This is a genomic window from Legionella pelazae (assembly GCF_052527395.1).
Window position 1 is genome coordinate 239,140 of sequence record NZ_JBNVZS010000004.1, and the last position, 15,505, is coordinate 254,644.

Sequence of the window (15,505 nt, forward strand, 5' to 3'; positions counted from 1 at the left end):
ATATAGAACGTATTTATCTTAAAATAAATAAGAAATGAATTATTTTTGATAAAATAATCCTTTTGTTTTTTCGAGTACCCTTATGTTAAATCAAATGCAAAAGTTTTTTATAAAAAATATCGTTGAACTTGAATTTGGGTTTAATTTAGGAGAGCCAGGAGAACAATCACTATTTTATTCTGCTCTAAAAAAACTACTTGATGACGTTGAGTTAAATTTAGATGAACAAAATAGCCTTGGAAATATAATTTATCGACAATATTATAATCCTGCAACTTGTTTAAAAGGAACTACATTAACAGAGCTTGACAAAAAAGAGGCCTCCCTTTTATTTCGGGCAAATCTATTAATTTGTCTCTTACAGCAATTTAATAAGCCGGATGAATTTATACAACAACCATTTGATTTAAATTGGTTTATACAGCAACGAGATAAGCTTGTTAATGAGGCGAAAACCCAATTGCCTTTTAGCTTTGATTTAGGAAATTCAATTCACCAGTCACCACTTTTTTATACTCGTTGTGTGCCTTTATTTTCTGCCCTGATTGCGTTTTCTCCTTTACTATATTATCGCAATGATGAAAAAACCCTTGAAGATTTCGGGCTACCTGTTGATAGCCTTATAAATTGCTTAACTATTGCTTTTGTACTATGTCTGGCTAGTGCGGTTAGTCTGGCACAAGTGCCTAGTTATTATTGGCAATCCAATACTTTTTTTAAGGAACAAAAGTCAATTGAAATAAATTTTAAATCCATAATTAAAGAATTAAATACCTTGATTGAAAATTATAACGATAAAAATGCAGAGTTAAGATCTGTTGAAATAGGGCTATAATCGACCCTTCATACGACCAAAGGGTTTAAAGTGGATAGCTCGAAACAATCGACTTACAACATGATGCATTGCTCGCGGCAGGTGTTAGCGAAGAGCGTGGATGAGTGGATATTGCAACACATTTAGGTTACGGCAAATATTTATCAATTAAAGCTTTTACTGATAAATTGACTATTCAAAAAAAGGGTAGTTAAATTATCTTATGAAAAATATCCAGAGCTTTCAAATACTAACAATCGTTCTTTTGGTTTCTTCATTAGGTCAAGTTACTTCTGATTTATATTTACCCTCATTGCCCAGTATGGCGATAAAGCTTAATGTAAGCACCAGTTGGATTCAAATGACTGTAGCAGTTTACATGGCAGGATTTAGCTTATCACAGCTGATTTATGGGCCTTTATCAGATGCTATAGGCAGAAGAATACCTTTAATTACCGGCTTATCTATCGTTTTTGTTGGAAGTATGTTTTGTTGGTTATCAGCAAATATCTATTTCTTATTGATGGGTAGATTTCTGCAAGGACTTGGGGCTGGCGCGGGAACATCGTTAACCCGTCCAATATTGAGAGACCTATTTGAAAAGGAAAAACTAGCTGTATATAACTCATATTTGGCAATATCAAGTGTTTTTATTTTATCGACAGCTCCTGTTCTTGGAGGTTATATAGAGCAGTTTTTAGGTTGGCGTTATAATTTTGTCTTTCTTAGCCTATATAGCTTTATGATTCTTTGTTTTTCTTATAAGCTTTCAGAAACCGGCCAGCATCATCATAAAGATAATTTAAAGGCAGCTAATGTTATTAATAACTTAACTTACTTATTAAAATCCCCTGTTTTCTTAAAGTTTTCGTTGATCCCTTTGTTGACCTATGCTGGGATTCTAGCTTGTTTAACCGCTACTCCCATAGTACTACAAGAAAAAGTAGGCCTATCTCCAGTACAGTTTGGCTGGCTATATATTTTTTCTGGGTTTGGTTTTGCATTAGGCGGTGTTATTAATGCCAACTACGTTAAAATATTTGGTATTGATGCTATGATAAGGCTCGGTTTTTTATGTCAGTTTAGCGCTGGCTTATTAATGTTATTATTTTATCTGCTGGGATACATTAATACTTGGGTTATTATTACGCCCATTGTTATCTTTATGCTTGGTTCAAGTCTTGTTTTCCCTAACTCATCAGCAGGCGCTTTAACCCCATTCCCTAAAATAGCTGGCACGGCTGGGGCAATTTTTGGTTTTCTACAAATTTTAGGCGGCGCATTATCAAGTAGTGCAATTGCTCTTTTTCATGATGAAAGCCAATTACCTATGGCCATGACACTTTTAATTACCTCTTTAATATCGATGTTAATATTTTATGGGCTAAAGCCTGTCAAAAATAGTACTAGTTGATTTTAATAAGAGGTAGCCTTAAACTTTTATGTGTATATGCTAAGCGATGCCGTTGACTCTAATTTAGAGTCTAGAATATCTTCTAAGACGCTTATGTCTCTTACTTTGTCTTTGCCTTTAGGTAATAAAGATTTAACTAACTCAATCTTGTCCGCTGGAACAAATATAGCCTCTAATTCATCATACGTACAACCATCTGTAACCGTCATTTCACCAGAAATATCACTACTCTGATATTTCGCTTTACCGTCTTTTATGTGATAGGCATAAACAATGGGAAATGGGTCATCTATTAATTACTTATTAACGTGTTCATAATTCTCAAGTTGCAACTTAGTATTTTGCGCTTGTAGCTTACATATTCGAATTATATCTTTCATCTCTTTAAGAATTTGTTTACCAGAGCTTTCTAGCTGGGCCCAGTTATCATTTTTTCGTTTTAAATCAGCTAATTTCTTCTGGGCATCTTCTACTGTCCAACGTTTTTCTGCCATGCTTTTAGCCCAATTGAGTGCATTTCCAGCGCGTTCAACGTCACAGCCTGATATAGCACGTCTATTAATTGATTTTTTTGAAAATGTGTTACCTAATTCTCCTCCGTATACAGCAAAACCCTTTTTGGAAAACAATTCTTGAGTAGGCAATAATAATCTCTCTTCACCAGCCTTATGTAAGGCATCTAAATATAATAAACTGCAAGAAGTAGAACCAGTGAAGAAATTAGCTCTTGGGAATTCCTGTTGGAGTTTACTATTTTTATTTTCTTGAGCTCTAGCTTTATAATTAAGACGAAAATTAAACATTTTTAGTAAACTTAAATTAGCATGTATACATTTTATACTATTTGACTTAAGGAATTATTAAACATTAATATTTGAAGATCTGGTGCCCAGCAGGGCAAGCGCCTATTAAAAATTGCAGTTATAGTTACAAACCTTTTCTAGCTTATGTTATTGAATTAAGAAAGGCCTTTTATGTTCAAAAACCAAACAAAGTGCAGTCATGATAAAATAGAAGACTTATTTATCATGGGAAGCTTAATGATGAACACATACCGAGCCGAATTTATTTGCAAGATATTTAGAAACATTTGGTCGAGAGAGGGAAATTTGGCTAAAGCAGTTTTTATTATTACCTTATGGTATACCAGGTCATGATCCCTTTCGCCGAGCTTTCTCTCATCTAAATCCTAAAGAGCTACAAGCGTGTTTTAAACGTTAGGTGCATGCCGTTTTCCATTTCACTGAAAAATAAGTTGTGGCAGAAAATTCACCGTTTAGTTGCTTACCAAAAAACTAAAAATACACCTGTTTTCTTTCGTGCAACCGAATTTGGAACAGGATAAAGAGGCTAACTATGATTTACCAAGTTTACACAGGTGGTAGTTATGTTTAGTCCTGCAAAACGACCCTTTTCAATATACTAATATAACAAATTGATCTACCTCTATATACACTTAATTCAAAACGATATACTGAAATTTCAACTTCTATAGTAGTTAATAAGGCAGGCTTGTTTATATGTGTCGAAATGAAGGAAGATTTTTACTGCTTATTTCCTGAATTAACTCGCTTAGATGGCTGATGTCTTCAGGAGCTTCTCGAAGCCCTACAAATAAAGCGATAAAATCCTTCCAACTGAAGTCAGCCCCCTTCGCACTAACGTGAAGAAGAGCTTGTTGGAAATCTTTATCGGTAATTTCTTTCTCACAAAGAGAAAACCTTGAACTAAATTTTGCGAAGGAATATTGGAATCTAGTCCAAAAATCTGGCTGAATATCTTCAAAAACCTTCAGGGCTTTCTTATCAAGGCTACTAACACATGTCTGAAAAAAGTCATTAGGTGATAAAGAGCGGGGTAAATTATCCAAATTATTTTTTATATCTACTAGTATTTTTCTGGCGTCATATAACTCAGGATTTATTTTTTTGAAATAATTAGTTACAAAGCTCAATCCACTGTTGGAATTGGAAATACTTTTATCTAACGCTCCTATCTCTTCAGCAATCTTAAAGGACCAGTATTCACAAAAATAATTAAATAGGTAAGGTTTAATTTTTTCATAAGAAATGGTCAAATCATTCCAACTGACATCGCTACCATGATTGGGAATATTAAATATCTCATTTGGCATAAACAAGGACGACTCATCCGAATCATAAATAGGACTATTAGCTTCAGGAATTAATACTAGAAAACGCATCAGCTGCTCTATCATATTGCTTAGTGCACCAGGTCCAGAAGTTTGTAAAGTGGTAAGGTATCTAGTATCTCCTCCTGATAAAAGATGAGGACTCCTCAGACTATTATTTCGATGAGCATCTAACAATCGATTATTCTGATATAATTTTTTATAATTATCGATTATTAGCTGACGATATTCTGAGATAATAGTGCCTTTAGGAATACTTGCTATTAAGTCATTATTTAGTCTATTTTGCCCACAATCATGAAAAGCAAAGCCAAATTTTAAATTAAAATTTTGAGGTATAGGCGCATTTGGAAGCATGTCTTTGGCATCGATATAGATCCCTCCCTGTTTGTATAAAATTTCTGCTCTTAAAATATCGGAGGCAGCAGCTAGATTACGATATTCGCCACTTAATTCATCCTCAAAGAATTGTTTGCCAGGCATTTCTGAGTAAAGCTCTTGCTCACCTACTATATTGTCCTTACTGGCTTCTTTCGGTAATGAAATATCGCAGATAATAACTTTATTTTCTTTAGCCCATTCAAGCAGTTTAGGAAGCTCTTTTAATTTTTCTTCCTCTGTGTAAGTACTTGAATCAATCCAGAGTTTTACATCAAAAGTTGAGTTTGTTATCTTCCAATCACGAACATTATTTAAAACGTCGGCTGAAGGTGGCTTGCCTAACCACACAGCATGAATTATATTTGGAATGAGTGAGGAGGCTGGCTGCATTAATCCACCTTTTAAAAGCTTCTTCTATGAGTATAGACAAGGGACTACGCAATAATTAGTAGATCTATTTTTCCTTAAGAGATAGTTGTTCTAATCTAGTTAACATCTGTTTAATGCATCAAGAAAAGATTATTAATTTAGCTATTATGATAATCTAAGTTAAACATAAACCAGTGGCATTAATATTTATCAACATTATCCCAAATATGTTTACCTTCCTTGCATTAGTAGGAAGCCTAGAAATCATCAAAAAGGACGTTTTCGAGACCCTATTTAATTATAAATTATCAAAAACACGTCTATTTTTGGATTCAGCGTATTGTCAGCTCTGTTAATGTTTAGTTTTTAGCTTATCTAAATATAAATTATATCAATTGTTTAAATGATTTAATCTTACCTATTTTACTAAATTAACATGGAAAAGTGATGAATCGGTTGTTACGATATTTAATTTGGTGGTGTTCGACTCGCTTAGATAGACTTCCCTTCTGTTTCAACTCTCTAATTGCCTGATTATAGGCTAGATTTTTTCGGTATTAATAATAGAAATATCGCAGGTGGGGTTATTTTTAATGAGTTTTTCAAAAATCGTTTCGCCGCTTTGGCATTACGGCGATAGGACAGATAAAAATCAATTGTATTGCCAGACTCATCAATTGATGGTGGTGTGATAGCTTGGTAATCTTCCTATAACTTGTGAGGCTACCCCTTTACAAGCCCTAACATCATAGTAGACGCATGAGGTTTAAATTTTATACAACAAATTTTTAACCTGCCAGCTAACTATACCAATATACTTTAGTCTTCTACTCTATTATTAAAAGAAAAAACTAGATTTGTTTAACTAAGCTTAATAGAGTGACAATATGCTTTCTAAATTAGGATCAATTGGATTTGAGAATTAAGTTAGTTAAATAAATCTTTATATTCCTCCAACCTCCAAGAAGAAAAGTTCATCTGCCATAATATAGCGACATTATCTTCATCAGAAAATTTCTCGAGTTATTCACTTGACTCTGAGGCAGGTACATTTAAAGAAGTGATTGAGCTAGTCCACCGTCAACTCTCAAGGTTGAGCCTGTCGTTCCTGATGCTTCAGGAGAAGCAATGTAGGTTACAAGATTTGCTACCTCTTTAGGTGTTACAAATCGTCTAATCAGTGAGTTTGGTCGAAAATGAGTAAAAAATTCTTTTTCTAGTTCCTCAAAATTTTTTTGAGGATCAACAGCTAACTGCCGAACAAATAATTCAACACCTTCTGTCTTTGTAGGACCTGGCATAACCGTATTTACCGTTACACCAGTACCCGCTACTGTTTCGGCCAGCCCACGCGAAAGAGCAAGAAGTGCAGTTTTAGTCATTCCATAGTGGATCATTTCAACCGGTATTTGAATGGCAGATTCACTTGATATAAAAATCACCCGGCCCCATTTTTTCTGTACCATATCTGGCGTAAAGTGTCTAGTCATTCTAACTGCGCTCATGAAGTTAACATTGAAAAACTTTAACCAGATTGAATCTGTAATTTCAAAAAAAGGCGTAGGCTCAAAAATTCCAAGATTATTAATTAAGATATCAATATCAAGAATCTGTTTAAAAATAATTTCAGCCCCTTCTTGATCTTGAAGATCAGCTGCTATAGCAACAATGTCCGCTTTTGGAAAATCAGTAAGGATCTGTTCCTTAGCCTTTTCTAAGCCTTCTTCCGATCTGCCATTTAAGTAAACTTTCGCACCAGCTTCTGCTAAGTTTTTAGCAATAGCAAGCCCAATGCCCTTTGTTGATCCTGTTATGAGCGCTTTTTTACCTTTTAAATCAATTTTCATAGTTATCCTTTTAGTTAATTGGAAAAAATTCAATTTTTTAATCCCATACAGGAGACAAGCCTTCGGGATTGATAAAACGTTTAGCAGTTGAACTTAAGGATTTAATTAGATTCATATCTTTCTCTGAAAGTTGAAAATCGAAAATACTTGCGTTGGATAGAATTCGATCTTTCTTACTTGATTTAGTTAATGATGGAATATTAAGTTCATACAACCAGCGCAATATAATTTGCACAACATCTTTTTTATATTTTTCTGCTAAAGTTTGGAGGATAGCATTTTTAAGTAATGCTTCGTGTCCAATCGAAGAATGTGCCATGATATTTATTTTTAGCTCTTTTGCTCGTTTAACAAGGTTGTCTTGAGTAAGGTAAGGATGATATTCAATCTGATTAAATGAAATTGGAATCTGGCTAAGTCTACTTGCTGCTTCCATTTGCTTTATCGTAAAATTACTGACACCAATATAGTTGGCAAATCTTTTTTGATAAACTTCATTTAAACCTAGTATTGTTTCATCTAGTGGAATCTTCTCATTGGGCCAATGCAATAAAATCAAATCAACATAATCAGTTTTTAATTTTTCTAAACTGTCTTGAACTGACTGAATTAATGCATCCGCTTTAAAGCAGTCGACCCAAATTTTAGTCGTTAAAAATATGTCTTCTCTTGGGATTCCTGAAGATAAAATACCGTCACCTACCTGTTCTTCGTTTTTGTAAATCTGCGCAGTATCGATATGTCTATAACCATTTTCTAATGCATATGCAGTTAGTAGAGAGGCATCCTGTCCTGAAACCTGAAAAGTACCAAAACCTATTGCCGGTATTTTTATATTGTTTAAAGTAAGATATTTCATATAACCTCTATTTATTTTGGATAAACATCTGTTTTGTTAGGGGTGGCACTTGTATAGTACTCTCCATTATTAGTTAAAGAGTAAGTCATGTTTTCATCAGGATATTGGCTACCCATAACATGAAGGTTTTCATGCACACATGTAAACAATTCAGAGCCATATTCTTTCGCTAAATATCGACCATAATTATGTGCTTCAAAGCCATCAGGATGAATTGCTTTAAAAACTCTTTGTTTTACTATTTGGCAATTATTTCCATCGCCGTAGCCAACACCAAAGGTCACCAAGAACTCTAATGTCTTATGATCTTTATTATGAAATACGGTGGTATGGAGTATATTATCTTCTGCCTTATTCAGTTTATTGATGGTTAAGGCTTGAGCGGGTAAGTTAGACAAAAATAACATAAAGATGCCTATAAAATACTTCATTTTCACATAGCCTTTTAATGTAGATATTGGACTTCTATTATGCTATGTTTATTCAATGAATCAATATCCCAATAGTCATATGTTTTATGATACATTTTCATAAATGAAAGAATTAAATAATAATCGTATTAGCGAGATGGAAATTTTTTCTCATGTAGTAGACAGTGGAAATTTTTCTGAGGCTGCACGCCGTTTACAAATGGATCCTTCTTCAATCAGCAAACTCATCTTGAGATTAGAAACAAGATTAGGTGTAAGATTAATGCATCGTACTACACGCAAAGTTGCTTTAACGGAAGAAGGTGAGCGTTTCTATCATAAAGTGGTTCGTATTCTCGCAGACATTAAAGAAGCTGAGACATCACTTACTTCTCAACCAAAAGGTAAAGTTCGCATTACCTGTTCGATACCTTTTGCTTTACATCAACTAATTCCTATTCTATCTGAGTTTACATTTTTAAATCCAACTATTGAAATCATTTTATTAAGTACAGATGCCGTGGTTGATTTGCTTGCAGAACGTTGTGATATCGCAATTCGAATTGGGAAATTATCAGATTCATCTTTAAAAATGCGCAAACTTGCAGAAAGTAAAATGATATTAGTCGCGTCACCAAACTACTTAAAACAGCATGGTATCCCTAGAGATTTCTCTGATCTTGAAAAACATATTTGCCTTAATTTTTATGGTCATCCTGAATTAAATCGTTGGCCATTTAAAAACAAAAATGTAGCTTTGGAATGGTATGCTAAAAATTCATTTAGCGCAGATAATGGTGAAAGCATTGCTAAAATGGTGCTGTCAGGTGGAGGCATTGCACGTCTTTCTGCATTCATGGTAAGAGAAGATATTACACAAGGCAAACTTACTCCTCTCCTTGAACATCTCAATTTTAATGAATGGCAGCCAGTGTACTTGTTACATCCTGGACATATTTCTGCGCGGGTTAAATGTGTAATTGACTTTATTTTTAATAAACTAGGCGGTAAGCGCTTTACTTGAGGCTACAAAATACACACTTCCGATAAGCAAAGTTGTTTTTGCATGGCCTAGGATGCTCTAACAGCTGCTGATAATCTAAGCTATTTAGGTTAATTGAATAATGAAACACTTCTTCTGGCTGCGTTGCAAAAAAATTTTTAGTTTTGGAAAGTAGATTCTTGAAGTTGAAATCTGATAGTTTTGGCTATTTGGGTGGAAAATTAATTCATCTAATTTAAGCTTTTTAATACCCAAGTGAAGAATATTTTTTTGATTTTTATAGAATTCAAGTTTTTGAAACAGAGCCATATCACCCCGTCCATCAACTGCACAATACATGTATTTCCATTTGCCTTTTATCTTGATGTAGCTTTCATCCAAGTGCCAACCTCTAAAATAGCGCTTCTTATGCCATTCAAGTCACTTTTAAGATGCTAAACCCAGCGATAGACAGTAGTACGATCCAGCTTAAGACCTCGTTCTTCCATCATTTCTTCTAAATCTGAATAGCTAATCCTATATTTACAATACCAGGGCACATATTGCAGGATCACTTCACCGTGAAAATGGCGCCATTAAATAAGATGGGTTTTGCTGAACGCATCTGGATAGTCCATCATGTGATGGGAGAAGAGTAAATTATAACCACTATCCGTTCTTACAACGGAGCCAAAATTATTAATTAATCTAGTAGATAGTACTTTCTAATTTTTGCTCTGGTGGGGAATTTGGTAGATTCCATTTCTCACAAAAAGCTGTGATTGCAAGAGTAGCTTGCACTGGTGTAGAATTTTTTAGAGAAGTAAGTAAGACATAAAATTCACTCGTTATATTTGATCTTAAACCGGTATTTTCAAGAAATGAAAATTTAATGCTTTTTTCTCGTTCCTCTGCGATTTCTATTAGTTTATTAAGACCAAAATGACTCAATTCACGCATTTGTCCTATACCTTCTGGTAAGGATTTCCAAAAAACGCCACCTCCTTTATTCCATATTTTATTATTAATTAACTTAATAACTCTCTCTTCTAGCTCTAACGAATTATATAAAGGAATATTTTCTTCTTTGCATGCGCTTAACACTTCCAGAAAGTCAGCTATTGGCAGCTTATTTTGCTGATATAATTTTTTACTGTACTCTAAAATACCACCACTTTCTGTAATTGCTTCATTAAATTTTATCCTACGTTGTTCATCAATTGTGTCTGAATAAAAGGGATCTATATCGCGATGGACTATCTCGTATAATAATGATTCAGCATCTTGATTGATTGCTGGTTTAATAAATTCATAGGGCTTAATGTCAGGCTGACGCTCTGTATTTAATACAAAATCAATAAATAATAATCTTTGGTTTAAACTTCCTCTGGCAAAAGCAGATTCACCATGTTTTATATGATGGTTAACAATTGCTTGCCGCAAACCAATCATTAAATCATTTACATTCTTTTGTCCTAGATCAAATGAGTCAAGAAATTTTTGAACGACTTCGCGATAGGTTCGCCCTGGATGAGCGAGCAAACTTCCGTTTTGATAATCACGCAGTAAATGAATCGCTTTTTTTAGTCTAATTTTCTCTTCTGAATCGTTAGTTTCTATATTAGGGGTTTTTCAATAATTTTAAAATAGGAGAGATTGGGTTTATATTCTATTTTATCAATAATCTCTATATTTTCGGGCCAGGCCCAAGTAGTTAAATTATTAGGTGAATCTTTGTTAGCTGTTTCTTTATTTTCGCCATAAAAGGTGTAATTTGCATCTTGCAACAACGGGCGTGGTACCGACTGTCGCGTTAATGTAGTAAGTGTACTACTATCTCGTGGTGGTAGAATACAATTTATTAAATTCTCATCATGTATTCCAAGAAAAGATAAAGTTGCAATAACAAAATTATGACAATTACGCGAAAATTCACTGAAAGAAAAGCGACGCCCTCGTTGTTTCTGAATGAAATCTAATAAACCTTTGGCTTGGTTATTCGTAATTCTATAATGTTTGGCGTAAACAGCAGTTTCATCACGTCCTGGATTAATTAACTCATGAATAGCTTGAACATCACGTTCAACATGTTCACGATTACTTATATTTTGATTAACCTGCATTAAACCAATACTATTTACTAAAACATACTGATTTTCAACTTTTTTGCTAATTGCGAGCAAGGCATGCATAGTATGCTTTAGGCTAATATAGGAAACGATATATTCCCCTTCTGTAGGTAGTAAATACTTTTCTAACATAAGAATTTAAAGCAATAGTTATTTATCCTATTATAGTAGATTGAACTTAACATTTTCTTAGCCTTAAAAAGCATGTAAGATTTTAACGGTATAGGAGAAAGAAGCTTTTTAGCTTGTAGCATTATTGATTCGATGAAATCCATTACATAACTCTTTACAGCCTAGATTAATGGTAGTAAACCATTAACTTTAAGAACTCTCAAAAAAAGACCCTTTTCAATATTTTCTTATAAAGAATTACACCATAGATTTTATGCTAATCTGCATTGTTTGTAATACTTGATATACTTGTTTTACAATTACACGGTCGAGAGGCCTCATGTTAGCCGTACGTTTACCTGAAAAACTTGAACAACGGTTGTCTGAACTGGCGGAACAAACTCATCGTTCTAAAAGCTACTATGTGAAACAAGCTATATTAATACATTTATATGAGAGAATTTTTTAAGAAAAGAGGAGCTAGCTGGCCTAGCGCTTAGGAACTTGCGCTAGGATATAATAACACTAACAGTAAATTTATTCATATTAAACAATGACATAATTTGAGGCTTAAATATCTACTTAAATTTTAATATAAGTCTGCTAGATTAGGACTAAAGCTTCACTGTGTAAAATTGTATTGAATACCAAAAATTAAACATTCAATAGTTTCATTGAAAAAAGAATACTAAGCTTGAACGTTATCTTTGGCACCCTCAAAGCCTGCCTCTCGAGCACAGTGTGCGCAACAAAAATAATCATTCTCAACAGCAATTCCATGGCCAATAATTTGACAATCACAGTGCTTACAGTGCGGAGCAAGTTTATGAATGGCACATTCAAAACAATCAAAAGTATAAACTTTTCCTTGCTTATGAATTTCAAAAGCATGCTGATAACTATTACCACATACGTCACAGGTGCTCATAATGATTTCCTTATTCCATCTGGGTAATCACAATTATAGCAAAAGATATTACTTTCATTGGTGTAAAAAGGTTATACCTAAATTCCGTTCTAAGATCAGTTATCTTTTAAGATATATTACAAAATTATTTCCCCAATTTTCTCTCTCCAACAATATTATACCTATTTATATATATTTAACTTTTAGGCGAATTACAAAGGAATATAGAAATCAAAATAAAAGAAAGAAGTCTAAGCTAGAGCTAGATAACAGATATAATTTTTGAATGTCTTCAATTGCCTAAAGAAACCATTATTACATTCGGTAAACTCCCAGACTTTCCAACTCAAGCAAACGAAGTAATAGCTATAGCCAATGCAGCTCAATTTAATCAATCTTTATCGCAATGGATTATTAATTGGGAAAATCAGAATCATCTGAAATCATGAGAGTATCTCGAAAAAGTCATTTGATACCTATTTTCCTTATCATGGATAGAAGCTTTATTCCCTTAAGTTTAGCGAATTTATTCCTTTTACAAACTACCCCTTACATATTTAGCTACATTATTACTTTAAACCGAATTTACCTTTATTTTTTTCCGAATTTTTCATCTTTTTTGCTAAATTAGATTCTGAATCTTGATTCCTATCAAAAAAGCTCGAAGAACTATTTGGATTTTTAGCTATTCCTTCCTCATAATAATTATTGCTATCATTAATCTTTCTTTTACCCATCATTTTTTCTGTATTAGAGCTAAAAAAAGTGTATTCAAAATTAGGCCCTTTCGAGGCATCTGACTCCTCTTGATCTATTAATGACTTTAACTCTTCTAATAAAGAATCAGGTAAGAGTTCAAGGTCGGGGGTCAGCAATTTCTCTCCTTCATTTAAATCGCCTTCCTCAGATACTGTAATTATAGGCTCTACATTATTATCTATGTTATGATAGCTGCTCTCTGGATCTATAGAATCCGATAAGCGTTCAAGCTCGGTCAACAATTCTCCCTCTTCATTTAAATGGCCTTCCTCTACCCAAGTAGATGAAAGGTCGGTATGATAACTATCATTTTCCACCTCAGAGAAATCAAGAGTTTCTTTTGACTCTAGTTCAGGATTTTTTAGGTCATCCGTTAGTGAATTTCTAGCTCGTCTTCCTTGCAGCGTGGTTTTGCTAATGTATTCTAAATGGACGTTATTGCAGTAACCCGTTGCCACTAAGCCGTTTTCTACCGTGGTATTGGTAAGTGCTTGCACATCCACGTTACCTGCATAACGGTTGCCTGTGCCAAAATAGACCCAAACGCCTTCCCGTTTTTGTTGGGCGGCTTTGCTTATATATTCTAAATGGATGTTATTGCAGTAACCCGTTGCCACTAAGCCGTTTTTTACCGTGGTATTGGTAAGCGTCTGCACATCTACAGCACCCGCATAGCGAATACTTGTGCCAAAATAAACCCAAACACCTTCCCGACTTTTTTGGGCGGCTTTGCTAATGTATTCTAAATGGATGTTATTGCAGTAACCCGTTGCCACTAAGCCGTTTTTTACCGTGGTATTGGTAAGCGTCTGCACATCTACAGCACCCGCATAGCGAATGCCTGTGCCAAAATAAACCCAAACGCCTTCCCGTTTTTGCTGGGTGGCTTTGCTAATGTATTCTAAATGGATGTTATTGAAGTAACCCGTTGCCACTAAGCCGTCTTTTACCGTGGTACTGGTAAGTGCTTGCACATCCACGTTACCTGCATAGCGAATGCCTGTGCCAAAGTAAACCCAAACACCTTCTCGATTACGTTGGGCGGCTTTGCTAATGTATTCTAAATGGATGTTATTGAAGTAACCCGTTGCCACTAAGCCGTTTTTTACCGTGGTATCGGTAAGTGCTTGCATATCCACGTTACCTTCATAGCGAATACCTGTACCAAAATAAACCCAAACACCTTTCCGACTACGTAGGGCGGTTCTGCTAATGTATTCTAACTTCTGGTTATCTAATTCGCCGCTTACCACCATGCCTTTCTTTACAATGGTATTGGTAAGCGTCTGCACATCTACAGCACCCGCATAGCGAATGTCTGTGCCAAAGTGAACCCAAACACCTTCCCGACTTTGTTGGGCAGATTTGGTAAGGTATTCTAAATGCTCGTTATTAAAGTAGCCGGCCACTACTAAGCCCTTTTTTACCGTAGTATTGGTAAGCGCTTGCACATCTACAGCACCCGCATAGCGAATGTCTGTGCCAAAATGAACCCAAACACCTTCTCGATTACGTTGGGCGGCTTTGCTAATGTATTCTAAATGGACGTTATTACAGTAACCCGTTGCCACTAAGCCGTTTTTTACCGTGGTATTGGTAAGCGCTTGCACATCCACGTTACCTTTATAGCGAATGCCTGTGCCAAAATGAACCCAAACGCCTTCCCGTTTTTGCTGTGCGGCTTTGCTAATGTATTCTAAATGGACGTTATTGAAGTAGCCGGCTACAACTAAGCCGTTTTTTACCGTGGGACCGGTAAGCGCTTGCACATCCACATTACCTGCATAACAGATGCCTGTACCAAAATAAACCCAAACACCTTCCCGATTACGTTGAGTGTCTTTGCTAACGTATTCTAAATGGACGTTATTGAAGTAGCCGGCTACAACTAAGCCCTTTTTTACCGTGGTATTGGTAAGCGCTTGCACATCCACGTTATCTGCATAGCAAATGCCTGTGCCAAAATAAACCCAAATCTTATCAACCATATAATTTGATCAAAATGCATCAATATTTATAATTATTGCACAAATTTTTTAACAAATTATCAAATTAGGCTCTATTACAGGAAATCTCTGCTAGGATCGAAAACTGCATTGTTGTAAAATAGAATGATTAATAATGGTCTATTTTTCTAAAGCGCTATAAACTTAAAATCTAAGACTTTCTAATTTATATAAGATTAACAATACCGAATAAAATCAAGGCAATCTCGTAAAACGATCTTTTTCGAGACTCTTTACCCTTATAACACCCTATTATAAATTTCTTTGTTCAGTCAGCTTTTTCAGGTTACTATTTTTATTAAATATGGCTCTAATGTAATGAACCATCCCACCCACTAATTGTTACCACCTTAGTATTTGAATGA

The 15,505-nt window shown here is 34.7% G+C and carries 16 protein-coding genes and 3 pseudogenes; 6 read left to right on the forward strand and 13 right to left on the reverse strand.

The window, feature by feature from the left end:
- Window positions 1–82 precede the first annotated feature (82 nt).
- Window positions 83–835: a hypothetical protein gene (locus ACQUW5_RS06835; RefSeq protein WP_444990476.1), complete on the forward strand. Its 753-nt coding sequence runs from the start codon at window positions 83–85 to the stop codon at window positions 833–835.
- Window positions 836–1,037: 202 nt separating this feature from the next.
- Window positions 1,038–2,228, forward strand: coding sequence for a multidrug effflux MFS transporter (locus ACQUW5_RS06840; protein ID WP_444990477.1), 1,191 nt, complete (start codon window positions 1,038–1,040; stop codon window positions 2,226–2,228).
- A 26-nt stretch (window positions 2,229–2,254) separates the two neighbouring features.
- On the opposite strand, the gene ACQUW5_RS06845 is transcribed toward ACQUW5_RS06840, so the two are convergent.
- Together ACQUW5_RS06845 and ACQUW5_RS06850 are read right to left on the reverse strand one after the other, a co-directional pair.
- Window positions 2,255–2,437, reverse strand: coding sequence for a hypothetical protein (locus ACQUW5_RS06845; RefSeq protein ID WP_444990478.1), 183 nt, complete (start codon window positions 2,435–2,437; stop codon window positions 2,255–2,257).
- Between the two features lie 87 nt (window positions 2,438–2,524).
- Window positions 2,525–3,031: a hypothetical protein gene (locus tag ACQUW5_RS06850; protein WP_444990479.1), complete on the reverse strand. Its 507-nt coding sequence runs from the start codon at window positions 3,029–3,031 to the stop codon at window positions 2,525–2,527.
- A 289-nt stretch (window positions 3,032–3,320) separates the two neighbouring features.
- Between ACQUW5_RS06850 and ACQUW5_RS06855 the strand changes: the two are divergent.
- Window positions 3,321–3,449: pseudogene (locus ACQUW5_RS06855) on the forward strand (transposase family protein); the annotation flags it as partial.
- 295 nt (window positions 3,450–3,744) lie between these two features.
- Here the strand turns inward: ACQUW5_RS06855 and ACQUW5_RS06860 are convergent.
- From ACQUW5_RS06860 to ACQUW5_RS06880, 5 genes are all read right to left on the reverse strand, one after another.
- Window positions 3,745–5,151 carry a TcdA/TcdB catalytic glycosyltransferase domain-containing protein gene (locus ACQUW5_RS06860; protein ID WP_444990480.1) on the reverse strand — a complete coding sequence of 469 codons (1,407 nt, stop codon included), beginning with the start codon at window positions 5,149–5,151 and terminating at the stop codon, window positions 3,745–3,747.
- Window positions 5,152–5,664: 513 nt separating this feature from the next.
- A complete protein-coding gene (locus tag ACQUW5_RS06865; RefSeq protein WP_444990498.1) occupies window positions 5,665–5,823 on the reverse strand; it encodes a DDE-type integrase/transposase/recombinase in 159 nt (52 codons plus the stop codon).
- A gap of 359 nt (window positions 5,824–6,182) precedes the next feature.
- The gene (locus ACQUW5_RS06870) at window positions 6,183–6,977 is read right to left on the reverse strand and encodes an SDR family NAD(P)-dependent oxidoreductase (RefSeq protein ID WP_444990481.1); all 795 of its coding nucleotides are present in this window, start codon (window positions 6,975–6,977) and stop codon (window positions 6,183–6,185) included.
- Window positions 6,978–7,014: 37 nt separating this feature from the next.
- Window positions 7,015–7,836, reverse strand: coding sequence for an aldo/keto reductase (locus ACQUW5_RS06875; protein WP_444990482.1), 822 nt, complete (start codon window positions 7,834–7,836; stop codon window positions 7,015–7,017).
- Window positions 7,837–7,847: 11 nt separating this feature from the next.
- The gene (locus ACQUW5_RS06880) at window positions 7,848–8,267 is read right to left on the reverse strand and encodes a hypothetical protein (RefSeq protein ID WP_444990483.1); all 420 of its coding nucleotides are present in this window, start codon (window positions 8,265–8,267) and stop codon (window positions 7,848–7,850) included.
- Between the two features lie 136 nt (window positions 8,268–8,403).
- Between ACQUW5_RS06880 and ACQUW5_RS06885 the strand changes: the two are divergent.
- Window positions 8,404–8,562 (forward strand): annotated as a pseudogene (locus ACQUW5_RS06885) (helix-turn-helix domain-containing protein); the annotation flags it as partial.
- Between the two features lie 99 nt (window positions 8,563–8,661).
- The gene (locus ACQUW5_RS06890) at window positions 8,662–9,270 is read left to right on the forward strand and encodes a substrate binding domain-containing protein (protein WP_444990499.1); all 609 of its coding nucleotides are present in this window, start codon (window positions 8,662–8,664) and stop codon (window positions 9,268–9,270) included.
- A gap of 84 nt (window positions 9,271–9,354) precedes the next feature.
- On the opposite strand, the gene ACQUW5_RS06895 is transcribed toward ACQUW5_RS06890, so the two are convergent.
- The 4 genes and pseudogenes from ACQUW5_RS06895 to ACQUW5_RS06910 all read right to left on the reverse strand — a co-directional run bounded on the left by ACQUW5_RS06895 (window position 9,355) and on the right by ACQUW5_RS06910 (window position 11,489).
- Window positions 9,355–9,630, reverse strand: coding sequence for a DDE-type integrase/transposase/recombinase (locus ACQUW5_RS06895; RefSeq protein WP_444990484.1), 276 nt, complete (start codon window positions 9,628–9,630; stop codon window positions 9,355–9,357).
- Window positions 9,631–9,686: 56 nt separating this feature from the next.
- Window positions 9,687–9,803, reverse strand: a pseudogene (locus ACQUW5_RS06900) (IS6 family transposase); the annotation flags it as partial.
- Between the two features lie 133 nt (window positions 9,804–9,936).
- Window positions 9,937–10,770 (reverse strand): hypothetical protein, encoded by an 834-nt coding sequence (locus ACQUW5_RS06905; RefSeq protein ID WP_444990485.1) that lies wholly within the window; start codon window positions 10,768–10,770, stop codon window positions 9,937–9,939.
- A 74-nt stretch (window positions 10,771–10,844) separates the two neighbouring features.
- Window positions 10,845–11,489: a hypothetical protein gene (locus tag ACQUW5_RS06910; RefSeq protein WP_444990486.1), complete on the reverse strand. Its 645-nt coding sequence runs from the start codon at window positions 11,487–11,489 to the stop codon at window positions 10,845–10,847.
- Window positions 11,490–11,808: 319 nt separating this feature from the next.
- Here ACQUW5_RS06910 and ACQUW5_RS06915 point away from each other — a divergent pair, with 319 nt between their 5' ends.
- Window positions 11,809–11,937 (forward strand): TraY domain-containing protein, encoded by a 129-nt coding sequence (locus ACQUW5_RS06915; protein ID WP_444990487.1) that lies wholly within the window; start codon window positions 11,809–11,811, stop codon window positions 11,935–11,937.
- 219 nt (window positions 11,938–12,156) lie between these two features.
- On the opposite strand, the gene ACQUW5_RS06920 is transcribed toward ACQUW5_RS06915, so the two are convergent.
- Window positions 12,157–12,396 carry a metallothionein gene (locus ACQUW5_RS06920; RefSeq protein WP_444990488.1) on the reverse strand — a complete coding sequence of 80 codons (240 nt, stop codon included), beginning with the start codon at window positions 12,394–12,396 and terminating at the stop codon, window positions 12,157–12,159.
- Window positions 12,397–12,944: 548 nt separating this feature from the next.
- A complete protein-coding gene (locus tag ACQUW5_RS06925) occupies window positions 12,945–15,122 on the reverse strand; it encodes a hypothetical protein (protein WP_444990489.1) in 2,178 nt (725 codons plus the stop codon).
- Between the last annotated feature and the right edge of the window lie 383 nt (window positions 15,123–15,505).